Here is a 15,556-nt window from a genome sequence, read left to right on the forward strand (position 1 = left end):
GGGCATGGGGTGTTTCAACTGTCTGCGCCCTGCCCGCCCTTGAGGCGGCCCAGCACGGCAAACGGGTTGTTCTCTTCTTTTTGCGCGGCCTTCACATCCCGGCCGTTGAACTCGGGCTGAAGCCGGGCCACGCATGCCTGCTCCGGGTGCAGGGGCACCACCGGCAGGCACAGCATCAGTTCGTCTTCCACCAGCGCCGCCAAATCCAGGCGCTCGTCGCCGACCACCAGCACGTCTTCCTCGTCCACGGCGCCGGCGGCCTGGCGATCTTCCTGTACCAGTCGCATCTCGAAACGGCTGTCCACCGGCAAACGCATGGGCTCCAGGCAGCGCTGGCACAGGGGAGCCAGCTCGGCCACCACATGGCCGGTCAGCCGGGGCCTGCCGGAGGGGCCGCGGTCGAAAGTCAGTTCCACCCGGCACAGGCCCCGGGCCGGCTCGCCCATCGCCTCCGCCAGACGAGGCATGGCGGCCATATCCAGCACGCCCTCCAGGACGCGGGACTTGTCCGCCAGGCGGAAGGGATCGACCAGTTCGGGTAGCAGGCTGTCGGACATAAGCGCGCAATTCTAAAGGCGTTCTCGCACCAGTGTCAAAAGCAATCTGCCCCCTTCTGCTTGAAAAGCCCCGCCCGGTTCAAGGATACTGAGGTCTTTGCTTATAACGTGCGGGATGCTTGCGTGATAAATAAGTTACTGATTGCCAACCGCGGCGAGATCGCCGTTCGCATCATCCGTGCCTGCGCGGAAATGGGGATTACCTCGGTGGCGGTCTACACCGACGCCGACCGTCACGGCCTCCATGTCAAGAAGGCCGATGAATCCTACTCCCTCGGCCCCGACTCCCTGGCCGGCTACCTGAACATTCATCGCCTGGTGAACGTGGCCCGCAGTGCCGGCTGTGACGCCATTCATCCCGGCTACGGCTTCTTGTCGGAGAATCCCCAGTTTGCCCAGAACTGCGCCCGGCGCGGCATCCAGTTCGTCGGACCGGACGCGGAGATCATCCGCCGCATGGGCGACAAGGTGGCCGCCCGCGAGGCCATGGTCGCCGCCGGCGTCCCCGTGGTTCCCGGCAGTGACGGCAACCTCCAGGACGTGGAGGAAGCCGCCGCCCTGGCCGAGAAGATCGGTTATCCGGTCATGCTCAAGGCCACCAACGGTGGCGGTGGCCGCGGCATCCGGCGCTGCGACGACGAGACCGCCCTGCGCCGCAACTATGAGCGGGTACGTTCCGAGGCCACCAAGGCCTTCGGCAGCACCGAGATCTTCATGGAGAAGGCCATCATCAATCCGCGCCACATCGAGGTGCAGATCCTGGCCGACCGCCACGGCAACGTGATTCACCTGTTCGAGCGCGACTGCTCCATCCAGCGCCGCCACCAGAAGCTGGTGGAGATCGCCCCCTCTCCCCAGCTCTCCGAGGACCAGCGCCGGGAGGTGGGCGAGCTGGCGGTACGGGCGGCCCGGGCGGTGAACTATGAAAACGCCGGCACGGTGGAGTTCCTCATGGACGCCGACGGTCGCTTCTACTTCATGGAGATGAACACCCGGCTGCAGGTGGAACACCCGGTCACTGAAATGATCACCGGCGTGGATATCGTGCAGGAACAGATCCGCGTGGCCTCGGGACTGCCCCTCACCTACCCCCAGGATCAGATCACCCGGCGCGGATTCGCGGTGGAATTCCGCATCAACGCCGAGGATCCCAAGAACGACTTTCTGCCCAGTTTCGGCCGCATCACCCGCTACTTCGCCCCCGGCGGACCGGGCGTGCGCACCGACGGCGCCATCTATACCGGCTACCACATCCCCCCTCACTATGACTCCATGTGCGCCAAGCTCGTCGTCTGGGCCATGGACTGGGACAGCCTGATCCGCCGCGCCCGCCGCGCCTTGGGCGACATGGGGGTCTACGGGGTGAAAACCACCATCCCCTACCACCTGGAAATCCTCAACAGCGAAGCCTTCCGCCAGGGCAGTTTCGACACCGGTTATGTGGATGCCCATCCGGAACTGACCGATTACTCCGTACGCCGTCCGACCCGCGAACTGGCTGCCGTCATCGCCGCCGCCATCACGGCTCACAAGGGTCTTTAAGACAAAAGGTATTGATAGATGTCCAAGGTAACGATTACTGACCTGACCCTGCGTGACGGCCACCAGAGCCTGATCGCCACCCGCATGCGCACGGAAGACATGCTCCCCATCTGCGAGAAGCTGGACGCGGTGGGGTTCTGGTCCCTGGAAGTCTGGGGCGGCGCCACCTTCGATACCTGCCTGCGGTTTCTGAAGGAAGACCCGTGGGAGCGCCTGCGCAAGCTGCGCGAGGCCCTGCCCAACACCCCTTTGCAGATGCTGCTGCGGGGCCAGAACCTGCTGGGCTATCGCCATTATGCCGATGACGTGGTACGGGATTTCGTCGCCCGCTGCGCCGACAACGGCATGGACGTCTTCCGCATCTTCGATGCCATGAACGACACCCGCAACGTGCGCGTCTCCATCGAGGCGGTGAAAAAGGCGGGCAAGCACGCCCAGGGCGCCATCAGCTACACCACCAGCCCGGTGCATACCCTGGATCAGTTCGTGACCATGGCCCGGGAGATGGTGGAGATGGGCTGCGACAGCATCGCCATCAAGGACATGGCAGGCCTGCTCACCCCCCGGGCCGCCGGCGAACTCACCGCCGCCCTGGTGGACGCGGTGAAGGTGCCCGTGCACCTGCATACCCACGCCACCGCGGGCCTGTCCGAGATGTGCCACCTCAAGGCCATCGAAAACGGCTGCAGCAACATCAATACCGCCATGTCCGCCTTTGCCGGCGGCACCAGCCATGCCCCCACCGAGAGCATGGTGGCGGCACTGCGGGATACCGAGTACGACACCGGCCTGGACCTGAACCTGCTGCAGGAGATCGGCTTCTATTTCCGGGAGATTCGCAAGAAGTACCACCAGTTCGAGAGCGAATACACCGGTGTGGATACCCGGGTACAGACCACCCAGATCCCCGGCGGCATGATCTCCAACCTCATCAGCCAGCTCAAGGCCCAGGGCGCCCTGGATAAGGTGAACGCGGTGATGACCGAGATCCCGCGGGTACGGGAGGATCTGGGCTATCCGCCCCTGGTCACCCCCACCTCCCAGATCGTGGGCACCCAGGCCGTGATGAACGTCCTCACCGAGTCCCGCTACAAGACCATCACCAACGAGGTGAAGCTCTATCTGCAGGGCCGCTACGGCCGTACCCCCGGCCACGTCAACAGCGTGGTCCGGCAAAAGGCCATCGGCCACGCCGACGTCATCGAGTGCCGGCCGGCGGATCTGCTGGAGGACGAAATGGACGCCCTGCGCGGCCAGATCGGCGAACTGGCCCACTCCGAGGAAGACGTCCTCATCTATGCCATGTTCCCCGAGATCGGCCGGGAGTTCCTGGAACAGCGCCGCGACGGCAAGCTGGTCCCCGAACCCCTGGAACCCCTGGGCGGCCAGGGCGAGGACAAGGTGGCCCCGGTGGAATTCAAGGCCACCCTGCATGGGGAGACCTACCATATCAAGCTCACCGGCACCGGCCACAAGCGCGATCACATGCGTCCCTTCTACGTGACCGTGGACGGCATGCCGGAAGAGATCGTCATCGAGACCCTGGACGAGATCCTGGTGGACGGGGACAACGGCGCGCGGCGCGGCGGTCCCCAGGGCAGCGGCCGCCCCCGGGCCACCAAGCCCGGCCATGTCACCACGTCCATGCCGGGCACCATCATTGACGTACTGGTCAAGGAAGGGGATACGGTCAAGCCCGGTGACGGCGTGCTGATCCTGGAGGCCATGAAGATGGAAACCGAGGTCCAGGCCCCAGTGGGTGGCGTGGTCAAGGCCATTCACGTGTCCAAGGGCGACAGCGTCAACCCGGATGATGCCCTGGTGGAAATCGAGGAAGCCTGATGACGCGGGCGGCACGCACCCTGGTTCTGGCTTCTACCTCACCGTTCCGGCGCGCGCTGCTGGAGCGGCTGGGGTTGCCGTTTTCGACTTGCGCCCCGGACGTGGATGAGACCCCCCGGCCGGGGGAGTCTCCCGCGGCCATGGTGGCCCGCCTGGCCCGGGCCAAGGCGGAAGCGGTCCGGGACCGCTTTCCCGGGGCCCTCATCATCGGCTCGGACCAGTGCGCGGAACTCGATGGAAAGATACTGGGCAAACCCGGCAATCATGAACGGGCCGTCGCCCAGTTGAGCGCGGCCTCGGGGCGTAGCGTGGCCTTTCATACCGGATTGTGCCTGCTGGAGGCCGAAAGCGGTGAGAGACAGGAAGCAGTGGAGCCCTTCCGGGTACACTTTCGCACCCTGGGCCGGGAAGAGATCGAGGATTACGTGCGTCGGGAACAGCCCTACGGCTGCGCCGGCAGCTTCAAGTCGGAAGGTCTGGGGATTGCCCTGTTCGAGCGCCTGGAGGGTGACGATCCCACCGCCCTGATCGGGCTGCCCCTGATCCGCCTGTGCCGGATGCTGGCCCGAACCGGGATCCCGGTCTTGAGCCGCCCGGCGGCAGAGTGACCTGGGAATCGCCAGGATCGCCCCCTCTCCGGTCAGTCATTCCCAATTCCGATCAGTCCTAATTCCGGTCAGTCCTAATTCCGGTCAGTCATTCCCGCGAAAGCGGGAATCCAGTCAGCACAGAGCACGGAAATCCTGGGCTCCCGCTTTCGCGGGAGCGACGGGAAGAACCTCAAAATGATATTCGCCGCTGGCAAGTCATGGGGCACAGATACGATAGGGTACAGACGCCGCTACTCATGGGGCACGGAAAATATCACCAGATCCGCGTCACCCTCCGTCACGGGGCGCCCGAGACTGATGACCCCCTCCCCCACCAGCGGTAGCTCCTCACCATTGAGCAGACAGATCTCGTCCATGCCGTGGATGCGGACATAGGTGCCATTGGTGCTTTGATCCACCAACACGAACTTACCCTTGCGGTAGATCACTCGCGCATGATGACGGGAGGCAACGGGCACATTCACCACCAGGTCGCAGTCGGCACTGCGGCCCACCACAAACACCCGTGACCCAGCCTTGAACTCATGCTTCTCCCCATGCACCGAGAAGGCCATGACCGCGTCGAGGTTGTACAGAGCGCGGACCGCCTCCGCACTGATGCGCTGAGTTGGAGAGCCTTCTTCATGCTCGTCATCCGGGATGCCGGAAGAGGTTTTCATCTATGAATCACCCTGAGTCGACAAAGTTATCATCGCGTGACAATACCTTGATTCCCTGAAGGCTTCTGTGATGGCCTGCTGAATTCATCAAGGACCGGAGCGATGGAACCAACCGGGCATGTCGGCATGCCTGCCACGCATGAGTGTAACCCATACCACCCGGATTGACAGATCCGGCGCCGTCGTCGGGATATCCCTACGCGCCCTGGGGTGATTGTGCCGAAGAGCGGATTTCATTAATCTGCCTCTCGCTCGGGCCTTGACCCGAATTTCCAGCCGCAACAGAACACCCGGGAGTTTCCAACATGCAAGCCGAGGCCGGCCTTCGCGCCCGAGTGGGCGCCTTCATCGAATCGGCGCCGATTCAGCGCCTGATCATCACACTGATCCTGATCAATGCCGCGATTCTCGGTCTGGCCACCTCGCCCACGCTCATGGAAAAGGCCGGTCCCTGGCTGATGAATGCCGATCGCGTCATCCTGGGGGTGTTCGTGGTGGAAATCCTGCTCAAGCTCTACGCCCAGGGCCTGAGCTTCTTCCGCCGCCCCTGGAACGTCTTCGACTTCCTGGTGGTGACCATTGCCCTGATCCCCACCACCGGCCCGCTGGCCGTACTGCGTGTGCTGCGTGTGCTGCGCCTGGTATCCATGGTGCCCAAGCTGCGATTCATCGTCGAGGCGCTGCTCAAGGCCATTCCCGGCATCCTGTCCATCTTCGGGCTGCTGATCTTGTTGTTTTACGTGTTTGCGGTGATCGCCACGGGCCTGTTCGGTTATTCCTATCCGGATTGGTTCGGTCATCTGGGTCGCTCCATGTACACCCTGTTCCAGGTGATGACCCTGGAAAGCTGGTCCATGGGCATCTCCCGTCCGGTGATGGAAACCTACCCCTGGGCCTGGGTGTTCTTCGTGCCCTTCATCCTGATCGCCACATTCACCATACTCAACCTGTTCATCGCCATCATCGTGAACACCATGCAGTCCATGCAGGAGGAGCAGCAGAAATTCGAGCATGACACCATCGAAGAGGTGGTGCATGCGGAAAACGCCCAGCTCCACGAGGACCTCAAGGCGCTGCGCCAGGAAATCTCGGCCCTGCGCCAGGAAATCTCGCAACTGCGCGGCAAGGACTAGGCCGCGCCATCGGCAATCCGGCCCGTCCCACGGGACGGGCCCGGCAGGAGGCGACCAGTGAGCGAAGAACCGACGTCCACGGACAATCCGAAGCCCTATACCGGTCCCGAACGACGCAAGGGAGAGCGGCGCAAGCTGCCCGATCGCAGGGAAATGATCCGTTTCGAGCTAGAAAAGGAACCTCGAAGGTCCGGCAAGGATCGGCGCAAGAGCCGACAGGACCTGTGGGCAAGACGGGATTTCTAGCTCAGGCGGCGCATCCCCTCCCGGGGCGGCCGTCCATGGCGTCAAGACGCCCCCGGTCTTCGCGGTAGGGGGCGGTACTGCCGCAGACCCCCGCCGTCTGCCGCAGTACTTCCCGCACCCAGGCTGGCAGCGCGGGATTGACACGATAGAAGATCCACTGCCCCCGGCGCTGGTCAGCCACCAGCCCGCTCTCCCGCAGCAAGGCCAGATGCCGCGACATCTTCGGCTGCGGCACACCAATGGCATGGGTAAGTTCGCACACACACAGGGCATCCTCCTCGACGAGGAGGACCAGGCACCGCAGGCGGGTGGAATCGGACAGGGCCTTGAACACGGATTCCGGCGAGATCGTCATGGGGTGACTATAGGCCAAGGGCAAACCGTGGAACAAGCCGCCCCGTCGATCACCGTCCAGGAAAGATCACTCCCGCCCGTCCCGGCCGTAAACCACCACGTAGGCCCCGTAGAGAAACAGCACGCCGCCCGCCACAATGACAGGCATGGATCCCAGCAGGAAACCCACATGGCCCAGGGCATATCCGATCACGAACCACCACATGTGCGACTCCTCGATTCCGTCACTCCCGCGAAAGCGGGAGTCCGGGTTGTCATCAGCATATAGTTCACCCCCAGATAGCCGGTGAGATACATGCCGCGGTTGAAGGGATTGACCCTGACGCCGGTCCGCTCCAGCACCTGCAGACCGTCCGGCGCCAGCAGCGCCTCCAGTTCAGCGGGTTTTGGAAAGCGTCGCCACTGATGGGTACCCCGGGGCAGCCAGCGCAGGATGTATTCCGCCCCCAGGATGGCCACGATGAACGACACCGGGTTGCGGTTGATGGTGGCGATGAAGCTATACCCTCCCGGCCTGACCAGTTGGTTGCAGGCGGCCATGAAGCCCGGCAGATCCGCCACATGCTCAACCACTTCCATGTTCAGCACCACATCGTACTGTTCTTTGCGGGCGGCCAGGGTCTCCACCGGCACCGCCTCGTACTGGATGTCCAGCCCGGAACGCGCGGCATGCAAGCGGGCCACCGCAATGTTCCTTTCGGTCACGTCCACCCCCTCGACCCGGGCACCCAGACGGGCCATGGACTCGCTGAGGATGCCGCCGCCACAGCCGATGTCCAGCAGGCGCAGACCCGTCAGGGGACGAGGCGCAGACGGATCGCGGCCGAGATGGGCGCAAAGCCGCTGGCAAATGTAGTCGGTGCGCAAGCGATTGAGGGTGTGCAGGGGCCAGAAGGGGCCGCTTTCATCCCACCAGCGATCCGCCAGGGCGGTATAACGGGCCACCTCATCCGGGTCGATGGAAGACGGCTTGGGGGCTTCGGACAGGTTCACGTTCGCTCCGGTCTGTGGATCCATGGTGATTCTATTCCTGTTCGGCCGTTGCAAGAGGCGATCGGTTCCCGCCGTTCATCGGTCCCGGAGGCGCCAGCCGGCGCAACACCTCGGCCACCACGGCGGAATCCTCCTCTCCATACCCCAGTCCCACGGCGGCGCTGATCCACTGGGCGGACAGGGCGGTGCCCGGCAGGGGCAGGCCCAGATCCGCCGCCGCCCGCAGGACGATGGCCATGTCCTTGTTATGCAAACGGGCCTTGAAGCCCGGGGGATACTCCCGCCGGATCATGCGCTCCCCGTGCACCTCCAGCACCCGGGAATAGGCCAAACCGCCCATGAGGGCCTCGCGCATGGCCGCCGGATCCACCCCGGCCGCCTCCGCCAGACTGATGGCTTCCGACACCGCCACCATGGTCTGGGCAACGATGAGCTGATTACAGGCCTTGGTGAACTGACCGGCCCCGGAGCCCCCCACATGGGTGATGGTCCGGCCCACCACCTCCAGCAGCGGCCGCACCCGCTCCAGGATGGCGGTCTCGCCGCCCACCATGATGGTCAGGGTACCGTCAACGGCGCCGCGCTCGCCGCCGGACACCGGGGCATCCAGCAGATGGATCCCCCGCTCCGCCAAGGTGTCCGCCAGCCGCCGGGTGACGGTGGGCGAGATGGTGCTGTGGTCCACCACGATCATCCCCGGCCTGGCGCCCTCGGCCACGCCGCCAGGCCCCAGCAGAACCTGCTCCACATCGGGTGTATCGGACACATTGGTGAAGACCACGTCCACCTGCCGGGCCAGATCCGCGGGACTGTCGGCCCAATGGGCGCCCTGCCCCAGCAGGGTGGTCACGGTCTCCGGGCGACGGGCCCAGACGGTGACGTCATGCCCCGCCGCCAGCCAGTGTCCCGCCATGGGGCGCCCCATGATGCCAAGACCGATACAGCCGATTTTCAGCGTCATTGAAAAAACTCCCTCCGCGTCATTGAAAAAACCGTTTCAGAACATCCCTGAATATTCCCTCGGGGTTTGCTGTCTGACGACATCCCCCCCTTCACCGGGACGGGACCGACAAAAATGCCTGCCGATAGGTTAGCCTGTCCACCGCCCCAAGACCCGGAAGGATTGCCTTGCCCCACATGGACCCGCTCGATCTCCCCTCGATCCCCGTCCCCATTGCCCAGGCCCAAGGACTGGTCAAGCGCTATGATGGCCGTCTCGTGGTCGATCATATCGACCTTACGGTCCAGCCGGGTGAGTGCTTCGGCCTGCTGGGCCCCAACGGGGCCGGCAAGACCACCACCCTGCGCATGCTGCTGGGATTGACCCCGCCCGACGAAGGAACCCTGTCCGTGCTGGGTGAACCCATCCCGGAGCGGGCCCGGGAGGCCCGTCGGCGACTGGGGATCGTGCCCCAGTTCGACACCCTGGACCCGGACTTCACCGTACGGGAAAACCTCCACACCTACGCCGACTATTTCGGCCTCAAGGGACGGGCACGCCGTGAGCGGGTGGAGGATCTGCTCCGCTTCGCCAGCCTGGAATCCCGTCGGGATGCCCCCATCAGTGCCCTGTCCGGCGGCATGAAACGTCGACTGACCCTGGCTCGCGCCCTCATCAACCAGCCCGAACTGGTGGTGCTGGACGAACCCACCACCGGCCTGGACCCCCAGGCCCGGCATCATATCTGGCAATGCCTGCGCGGCCTGCTCAAGACCGGCACCGCCCTGATCCTCACCACCCACTACATGGAAGAGGCGGAGCGGCTGTGCGATCGCCTGGCCATCATCGATCGGGGCCGCGTGGTGGCCCGGGGCTCACCCCAGTCCCTGATCCATACCCATATCGAACGCCATGTCCTGGAACTCAACGGACCGGCCGCCATGGACTGGCTGACGCATCAGGCGGGAGAACTTCAGGCCCGGGTCCGGCAAATCGGCGACCTGGCCCTGATCTACACCGATCAGGCCGGCCCCCTGATCGCGCGCCTGGAACAGGCCGGTATCCGATACCTGCATCGTCCCGCCAATCTGGAGGATGTCTTCATGAAGCTCACCGGTCACGAACTGAGAGACTGACATGTCCGCTTTCCCCCTACCCAGGCTCAGCCTGCGATTCATTCCGGTGTGGCGCCGCAACCTGCGGGTCTGGCGCAAGATCATGGTGCCTTCCGTCATGGGCAACTTCGGCGAGCCGGTACTTTACCTACTGGCCTTCGGGTATGGCTTCGGCCGCCTGGTGGGAGATCTGGGGGAGTTACCCTACATGGTGTTCCTGGCCTCGGGCATCGTCTGCTCCAGCGCCATGTACACCGCCAGCTTCGAGGGCATGTACTCCGCCTATACCCGGATGTCGGAACAGAAGACCTGGGACGGCATGCTGGGCGCCCCCCTCAACCTGGACGACATCGTGCTGGGCGAGATCATCTGGGCCGCCACCAAGGCACTGTTCAGTGCCGGCGCCATCCTGCTGGTGGCCGCCGTGCTGGGCCTGATCAGCGATCTGCGCGCCCTGCTGGCCCTGCCGGTCATCCTGCTGGCGGGCTTTTGCTTCGGTGCCTGCGCCATGGTCGTCACCGCCGTCTCCCGCAGCTATGACTTCTTCCTCTACTACTTCACCCTGGCGGTCACCCCCATGCTGCTGCTTTCCGGAGTATTCTTCCCCCTGGAACAGCTCCCGCCCACCGTGGTGGCCATGGCCTGGGCCCTGCCCCTGGTGCATGTGGTCGAGATCGTCCGTCCCCTGATGACCGGGGCCTGGCCATCCCAGGTGCCGCTGCACCTGTCGGTGATTCTGATCTATGGTCTGGTGGGGCTGACCGTGGCCACGGCGTTGCTGCGGCGACGGCTGATGCGCTGATACCGACTTGCCAATGACCGGGGCTTGCCCTACTGTGCAAAGATATACCTTCGCCCATTGATCGAGAGCCTGTCATGGAAAAGCTCACCCCCCGCCAGACGGAAATCCTCGATTTCATCCGCGACTGTCTGCAATCCAACGGCCTGCCTCCCACCCGGGAGGAGATCATGCGGGCCTTCGGCTTTCGCTCCCCCAACGCCGCCGAGTGCCACCTGCGCACCCTGGCCCGCAAGGGGGCCATTGAGATCCTGGCCGGCACCTCCCGGGGCATCCGCCTGCTGGGGGGGACGGGACTGCCCCTGGTGGGCCGGGTGGCCGCCGGGGCGCCCATCCTGGCCCAGGCCCATATCGAGGATCATTACCAGCTGGACCCACGCCTGTTCCGGCCCCGACCGGACTACCTGCTACGGGTCCAGGGTGACAGCATGCGCCTGGCCGGCATCCTGGACGGAGACCTGCTGGCGGTCCATCGCACCCACGAGATCCGCAACGGCCAGATCGTGGTGGCCCGTCTGGAGGACGAAGTCACCGTGAAACGCTTTGAACGGCAGGGCCACCGGGTTCGGCTGAAGCCGGAAAACCCCGACTACCGGCCCATCGAAGTGGACCTTCGCAGCCAGTCCCTGGACATCGAGGGCATCGGCGTCGGGGTCATCCGCGGCGGTTCATAGTGAGGTCTCGGGGGCTGCCCGTGCCCATAGCCAGTCACGCACCGCCGCCGCTACCGCCGCCGGACATTCCTCCTGGGGTACGTGGCCGCACTCGGGCAGCAGGATCTGGTCCGCCGCCGGCAATGCCAGGGCGGCGCGGATGGAGTCCTCCGGCGACACCACCCGATCCTGCTCACCGATGATCACCAACGCCGGCTGACGGATGTCGGCCAGATGGGCACTGACATCCACCGGACTGGACATGGCCCGCACGAACAGTTCACCCCAGGCCAGATCCCAGTGCCGCACCTGGGTATGCAGGGTGGTCAGTGCCCGGCGCTCGTCGGTGATGCGCTCCGGGTCATGGTAGGACAGATCCAGCAGCGCGCCGCTGCTGCCCAGTCGGCGGGCCAGCCACAGGTTCAGACGCCGCAACTGAGGCCATTCCGCCACCGACTCGGGGAAGCTGGGCCGATTCACATAGACCCAGGGATTGACCAGCACCAGTCCGCTCACCCGCTCGGGCCGGCTCAGGGCCGCCTCCATCGCCAGGGTGGCGCCGGAGGAATTCCCCACCAGTACTGCCTGCTCCACCCCCTTGGCGTCCAGAAAGGCGAACAGGTGTTCCAGGGCCGCGGCCTTGGTAAAGGGGTTGCTGCCGGACCATTCCCCCCGCACCGGCTTGGCGCTCAGGCCGTAGGGCACCTGATCGTAGGCCAGCACCCTGCCCGCCCCGTCCAGGTCGTCCATCATCCCGTTCCAGGTGAAGGCGTTGAAGGTGAAGCCGTGCAGCAGCACCAGAACGGGGCCCTCGGCGGCCTCCTGTTCCCGCTCCAGGTAGTGAATCATCAGGCCGTCCGTGCCGTCATGGGGGATGGTCAGGAAACGACTCTCCGGCAGGGCCACGTCCGTCGCCGAAGACAGATCGGGCAGTGGCCGGGGGGAAATCAGAAACGGCCCCAAAAGCCCCGCCACGAGTGCCAGGGACAACAGACCGCCCAACAGGATCAACAACCATCGCAACATGCCGGTTTCCATTTCATCAAGGGATATTCCGATGATTGTATGCGGGATATTCCAAAACCGTCATTCCCAAGCACATGACCATGGCACTGATTTCCTCGCGCCCAGGTTGGCGTCCCGGGGACATGGCCTTATAGTGTGCCCGCGATGAATACCCATATTTCCGACAGGGCGAGCCCAGCCCCCCATGACCGCTTCACCGACCGTCTCGTGGCCGAAGCCGTGCGCCTGCACGAGGATCAGGCCGGTCGCGTGATCGACGAGCCCCATGCCTGGCAGGCCGGGCGTGACGCCGGCGGCGATCTGGAGCATCGGGTGCTGGTTCGCGCGCGAGCCACTCGCCTGGGTGCCCAGGTGAGGGATGCCCTTGGCGGCGCCCGCACCCTGGCGGGCTGGATCCTGATCCTGATCCTGCTGCTCACCGGGCTGAGCGGCATGGCGGCCGCCGGCGCGGCGCTGGCGGCCCCCCTGGTGGCGGGCAGCTCCCAGATCAACATCCTGTGGGCCCTGGGCAGTCTGCTGGGCGTACAGCTGCTGATGCTGCTGCTGTGGGCGCTGTTCATGCTCGTTCGCCCCCGTGGCGGCGGGGGGCTGCTGGGCCAGGGCGTACTGGGTTTGGCTGGGGGACTGGCGCGGCGTCTGGTCCGGGGCCAGGCCCCGGTACTGGCCATCCGCGCCCTGCTGCAACTCATGAGCCGCAATGGCCTCGGACGCTGGTCCGCCGGCACCCTCACCCACCTGATCTGGGCGGCCTTCACCGCCGGGGCCCTGCTCATGTGCCTGTGGGCACTGAGTGTGCGCCAGTATGATTTCGTCTGGGGGACCACCCTGCTGGCGGAGGATCATTTCGTCGGCCTGATCACCGCCCTGGGCCTGTTACCCGGCTGGCTGGGACTGCCCATGCCCGATGAAGCCCTGATCCGGGCCAGCCGACTGGGCGTGACCGAAGACGCCCTGGGGCGGGTGCAGTGGTCAAGCTGGCTACTGGGCAGCCTGCTGTTCTACGGCTTGCTACCCAGACTGGGACTGGGTCTGTGGTGCGCCCTGATGGCGCGACGGGCCCGGCGGCGGCTGCGGCTGGATCTGACCGGTCCTGGTTATGCCCGCCTGGCCCCCCGACTGCTGCCCAACTCCCAGCGTCTGGGGGTCGTGGACCCGCCACCGCTGACCCTGATCCATCCCCCCGAGCCGCCCCGTCACCGCGAACGCCACGGGGGCGCTACCCTGGCCTTGCTGGGATATGAGCTGGAACAGGCCGACGACCACTGGATCCAACATCACAAGCGGCCGGCATGGATCCCCCTTGGCCAGGTGGACGACCGGCATACAAGGCGGGATGTCCTGGCCGCGGCGCAGAGCCTGCAACCGCCCCCCGCCGTGGTGGTGGCCGTCTGCTCCCTGGCCCGGACCCCGGATCGCAGTACCGAGGCTTTTCTCACCGAACTGCGCGCCCGGACCCGTGCCCCCGTCTGGCTCCTGCTGGACCAGCAGGACATGGCGCAAACCCGCGGCATCGACCCGCGGGCCCGTCGCACGGCCTGGGAACAACTGGCGGAGCGGGCCGGCGTGGACCAACTCCTGCCGGAGCGGTCGACGGATGCCGACCGGCCGGCGGCGGAGATTCTGGAAGCCGCCTTTGCCGCATCAGAGGATGCCAAACCATGACCTCGATCCTGCAGGTGGCCGTGGTCGGCCATACCAATACCGGCAAGACCTCGCTGCTTCGCACCCTGTCGCGGGATACGGAATTCGGCGAAGTCTGCGATGCCCCCGCCACCACCCGACACGTGGAAGGCACCCAGCTGCTGGTGGACGGAGAGCCCCTCGTGGCCCTGTACGACACCCCGGGCCTGGAAGATGCCTCCGGCATTCTGGACTGGCTGGATGAGGCCGGCGGCGGCCGTCAGACGGGTGCGAATGACCTGGAACGCTTTCTGGCGTCACCGGATGCCGCCGGTCGGTTCGACCAGGAAACCAAGGTGCTGCGCCAGTTGCGGGCCTCCCAGGTGGGCCTCTACGTCATCGATGCCAGGGAGCCGGTGCTGGGGAAATACCGGGACGAACTGACCGTGCTGGGCCTGTGCGCCCGGCCTCTGCTGCCGGTGCTGAATTTCGTCGCCGGCCCCCACAACCGGGCCGAGGAATGGCGGGATGCCCTGGCACGGCTGGGCCTGCATGCCGTGATCACCTTCGACTCCGTGGTCTACGACCTGCAGGGTGAACTGCGTCTGTACGAAAAGCTGCGCAGCCTGCTGGACCCCTGGCGGATTCCCCTGGAACGGCTGATGCAGGCCCGGGAACGGGAGGCCCGCTGGCTCCGGCAGGCGGCGGCGGAAACCGTGGCCGACATGCTCATCGACGTGGCCGCTTGCGTGATGGTGGTGGAGGGCGGGGGCCGGCAGGATACCGAAAAGGCCATGGAGGCCCTGCAGGGTCGGGTCCGGGAGCGGGAGCAGGCCTGCGTGGATGCCCTGCTGAACCTGTTCCGGTTTCGCCCCAGCGATTACCTGGGTGAACGTCTGCCCCTGGAAGATGGGCAATGGGGGCTGGACCTGTTCACCCCCGAGGCATTGCGTCACTACGGACTGCGCACCGGTGAGGGCGCCGCCGTCGGCGGTGCCATGGGGATGGCGGTGGATGTCATGGCCCTGGGCACCACCCTGGGCGCCGGGACGGCGGCCGGCGCGGCGGCCGGGGCCCTGCTGGGAAATACCCTGGATCTGGGGCGCCGGCTCATGCACCGGATGCGTGGCCACCGGGAACTGCGGGTGAACAACAACACCCTGAGACTGCTGGCCCTGCGCCAGAGTCAGTTGGTGGAGGCTCTGATCCACCGGGGACACGGCGCCGACCAGGCGCTGAAGCTGGATACCCCGGCGGAGGAGACCTGGCGCAAGGGTTCATTGCCCAAACCGGTGCAGAAGGCGCGGCTGCACCCGGAATGGTCAAGACTGAACGACCATGCGCCCGGCACCGAATCTCGCGCCCGTGCTCAGACCCTGGATGTCCTCACCCGGGTCCTGTCCGGAGATGCCGATACCCCTGCCTGACCCAGGCCGGTGGTTCGCGGCCGAGGGCTGCCTCCACGG

General features: G+C 65.5%; 17 protein-coding genes. 10 read left to right on the top strand and 7 right to left on the bottom strand.

Features of this window, described 5'->3' with window-relative positions:
* Positions 1-14: 14 nt before the first annotated feature.
* Positions 15-557, bottom strand: a complete 543-nt coding sequence (locus ECTPHS_RS10145; RefSeq protein WP_008932653.1) for a DUF177 domain-containing protein — start codon at positions 555-557, stop codon at positions 15-17.
* A 123-nt stretch (positions 558-680) separates the two neighbouring features.
* Between ECTPHS_RS10145 and ECTPHS_RS10150 the strand changes: the two genes are divergently transcribed.
* The 3 genes from ECTPHS_RS10150 to ECTPHS_RS10160 are packed head-to-tail and all read left to right on the top strand — an operon-like array spanning position 681 to position 4,549.
* Positions 681-2,099, top strand: a complete 1,419-nt coding sequence (locus ECTPHS_RS10150; protein ID WP_008932654.1) for an acetyl-CoA carboxylase biotin carboxylase subunit — start codon at positions 681-683, stop codon at positions 2,097-2,099.
* Between the two features lie 18 nt (positions 2,100-2,117).
* Positions 2,118-3,941, top strand: coding sequence for a sodium-extruding oxaloacetate decarboxylase subunit alpha (oadA, locus tag ECTPHS_RS10155; protein ID WP_008932655.1), 1,824 nt, complete (start codon positions 2,118-2,120; stop codon positions 3,939-3,941).
* Positions 3,941-4,549: a nucleoside triphosphate pyrophosphatase gene (locus ECTPHS_RS10160; RefSeq protein ID WP_008932656.1), complete on the top strand. Its 609-nt coding sequence runs from the start codon at positions 3,941-3,943 to the stop codon at positions 4,547-4,549. Before oadA ends, ECTPHS_RS10160 begins: the two co-directional genes overlap by 1 nt.
* Positions 4,550-4,782: 233 nt before the next feature.
* Here ECTPHS_RS10160 and ECTPHS_RS10165 read toward each other — a convergent pair whose 3' ends face one another.
* The gene (locus ECTPHS_RS10165; protein ID WP_008932657.1) at positions 4,783-5,211 is read right to left on the bottom strand and encodes an FHA domain-containing protein; all 429 of its coding nucleotides are present in this window, start codon (positions 5,209-5,211) and stop codon (positions 4,783-4,785) included.
* Between the two features lie 305 nt (positions 5,212-5,516).
* On the opposite strand from ECTPHS_RS10165, the gene ECTPHS_RS10170 reads away from it, so the two are divergent.
* Both ECTPHS_RS10170 and ECTPHS_RS10175 read left to right on the top strand, forming a co-directional pair.
* Positions 5,517-6,344, top strand: coding sequence for an ion transporter (locus tag ECTPHS_RS10170; RefSeq protein ID WP_008932658.1), 828 nt, complete (start codon positions 5,517-5,519; stop codon positions 6,342-6,344).
* A gap of 57 nt (positions 6,345-6,401) precedes the next feature.
* Entirely contained in the window at positions 6,402-6,590 is a 189-nt protein-coding gene (locus ECTPHS_RS10175; RefSeq protein WP_008932659.1) for a hypothetical protein, read from the top strand.
* 1 nt (position 6,591) lies between these two features.
* Here ECTPHS_RS10175 and ECTPHS_RS10180 read toward each other — a convergent pair whose 3' ends face one another.
* From ECTPHS_RS10180 to ECTPHS_RS10190, 4 genes are read right to left on the bottom strand one after another with little or no spacing between them, the layout of a single operon-like run.
* Positions 6,592-6,963, bottom strand: coding sequence for a metalloregulator ArsR/SmtB family transcription factor (locus tag ECTPHS_RS10180; RefSeq protein WP_371200097.1), 372 nt, complete (start codon positions 6,961-6,963; stop codon positions 6,592-6,594).
* A gap of 48 nt (positions 6,964-7,011) precedes the next feature.
* A complete protein-coding gene (locus tag ECTPHS_RS14805) occupies positions 7,012-7,149 on the bottom strand; it encodes a hypothetical protein (RefSeq protein WP_008932661.1) in 138 nt (45 codons plus the stop codon).
* On the bottom strand, positions 7,134-7,961 hold the full coding sequence (ubiG, locus tag ECTPHS_RS10185; RefSeq protein WP_008932662.1) for a bifunctional 2-polyprenyl-6-hydroxyphenol methylase/3-demethylubiquinol 3-O-methyltransferase UbiG: 828 nt from the start codon (positions 7,959-7,961) through the stop codon (positions 7,134-7,136). Before ubiG ends, ECTPHS_RS14805 begins: the two co-directional genes overlap by 16 nt.
* Before the next feature lie 7 nt (positions 7,962-7,968).
* On the bottom strand, positions 7,969-8,898 hold the full coding sequence (locus ECTPHS_RS10190) for an NAD(P)-dependent oxidoreductase (RefSeq protein WP_008932663.1): 930 nt from the start codon (positions 8,896-8,898) through the stop codon (positions 7,969-7,971).
* 176 nt (positions 8,899-9,074) lie between these two features.
* On the opposite strand from ECTPHS_RS10190, the gene ECTPHS_RS10195 reads away from it, so the two are divergent.
* From ECTPHS_RS10195 to lexA, 3 genes are all read left to right on the top strand, one after another.
* Positions 9,075-10,013 carry an ATP-binding cassette domain-containing protein gene (locus tag ECTPHS_RS10195; RefSeq protein WP_008932664.1) on the top strand — a complete coding sequence of 313 codons (939 nt, stop codon included), beginning with the start codon at positions 9,075-9,077 and terminating at the stop codon, positions 10,011-10,013.
* A gap of 1 nt (position 10,014) precedes the next feature.
* Positions 10,015-10,794, top strand: a complete 780-nt coding sequence (locus ECTPHS_RS10200) for an ABC transporter permease (RefSeq protein WP_008932665.1) — start codon at positions 10,015-10,017, stop codon at positions 10,792-10,794.
* Positions 10,795-10,868: 74 nt separating this feature from the next.
* Entirely contained in the window at positions 10,869-11,465 is a 597-nt protein-coding gene (lexA, locus tag ECTPHS_RS10205; RefSeq protein ID WP_008932666.1) for a transcriptional repressor LexA, read from the top strand.
* Here the strand turns inward: lexA and ECTPHS_RS10210 are convergent.
* Complete coding sequence (locus ECTPHS_RS10210) at positions 11,460-12,470, bottom strand: alpha/beta fold hydrolase (RefSeq protein WP_141565333.1); 1,011 nt, start codon at positions 12,468-12,470, stop codon at positions 11,460-11,462. The genes lexA and ECTPHS_RS10210 overlap by 6 nt on opposite strands.
* A 144-nt stretch (positions 12,471-12,614) precedes the next feature.
* Between ECTPHS_RS10210 and ECTPHS_RS10215 the strand changes: the two genes are divergently transcribed.
* Positions 12,615-14,132: a DUF2868 domain-containing protein gene (locus ECTPHS_RS10215; protein WP_008932668.1), complete on the top strand. Its 1,518-nt coding sequence runs from the start codon at positions 12,615-12,617 to the stop codon at positions 14,130-14,132.
* Positions 14,129-15,517: a GTPase/DUF3482 domain-containing protein gene (locus ECTPHS_RS10220; protein WP_008932669.1), complete on the top strand. Its 1,389-nt coding sequence runs from the start codon at positions 14,129-14,131 to the stop codon at positions 15,515-15,517. The genes ECTPHS_RS10215 and ECTPHS_RS10220 overlap by 4 nt, the downstream gene beginning before the upstream one ends.
* The last annotated feature ends 39 nt before the right edge of the window (positions 15,518-15,556 follow it).

The organism is Ectothiorhodospira sp. PHS-1 (assembly GCF_000225005.1).
In the GTDB taxonomy this organism is placed as follows: domain Bacteria; phylum Pseudomonadota; class Gammaproteobacteria; order Ectothiorhodospirales; family Ectothiorhodospiraceae; genus Ectothiorhodospira.

What these genes read in the sequence shown, in the direction of transcription:
- ECTPHS_RS10145 (WP_008932653.1), bottom strand. Translation starts at nt 557, where the DNA reads ATGTCCGACAGCCTGCTACCCGAACTGGTCGATCCCTTCCGCCTGGCG.
- oadA (WP_008932655.1), top strand. Translation starts at nt 2,118, where the DNA reads ATGTCCAAGGTAACGATTACTGACCTGACCCTGCGTGACGGCCACCAG.
- ECTPHS_RS10160 (WP_008932656.1), top strand. Translation starts at nt 3,941, where the DNA reads ATGACGCGGGCGGCACGCACCCTGGTTCTGGCTTCTACCTCACCGTTC.
- ECTPHS_RS10165 (WP_008932657.1), bottom strand. Translation starts at nt 5,211, where the DNA reads ATGAAAACCTCTTCCGGCATCCCGGATGACGAGCATGAAGAAGGCTCT.
- ECTPHS_RS10170 (WP_008932658.1), top strand. Translation starts at nt 5,517, where the DNA reads ATGCAAGCCGAGGCCGGCCTTCGCGCCCGAGTGGGCGCCTTCATCGAA.
- ECTPHS_RS14805 (WP_008932661.1), bottom strand. Translation starts at nt 7,149, where the DNA reads ATGTGGTGGTTCGTGATCGGATATGCCCTGGGCCATGTGGGTTTCCTG.
- ubiG (WP_008932662.1), bottom strand. Translation starts at nt 7,961, where the DNA reads ATGGATCCACAGACCGGAGCGAACGTGAACCTGTCCGAAGCCCCCAAG.
- ECTPHS_RS10190 (WP_008932663.1), bottom strand. Translation starts at nt 8,898, where the DNA reads ATGACGCTGAAAATCGGCTGTATCGGTCTTGGCATCATGGGGCGCCCC.
- ECTPHS_RS10195 (WP_008932664.1), top strand. Translation starts at nt 9,075, where the DNA reads ATGGACCCGCTCGATCTCCCCTCGATCCCCGTCCCCATTGCCCAGGCC.
- ECTPHS_RS10200 (WP_008932665.1), top strand. Translation starts at nt 10,015, where the DNA reads ATGTCCGCTTTCCCCCTACCCAGGCTCAGCCTGCGATTCATTCCGGTG.
- lexA (WP_008932666.1), top strand. Translation starts at nt 10,869, where the DNA reads ATGGAAAAGCTCACCCCCCGCCAGACGGAAATCCTCGATTTCATCCGC.
- ECTPHS_RS10210 (WP_141565333.1), bottom strand. Translation starts at nt 12,470, where the DNA reads ATGTTGCGATGGTTGTTGATCCTGTTGGGCGGTCTGTTGTCCCTGGCA.
- ECTPHS_RS10215 (WP_008932668.1), top strand. Translation starts at nt 12,615, where the DNA reads ATGAATACCCATATTTCCGACAGGGCGAGCCCAGCCCCCCATGACCGC.
- ECTPHS_RS10220 (WP_008932669.1), top strand. Translation starts at nt 14,129, where the DNA reads ATGACCTCGATCCTGCAGGTGGCCGTGGTCGGCCATACCAATACCGGC.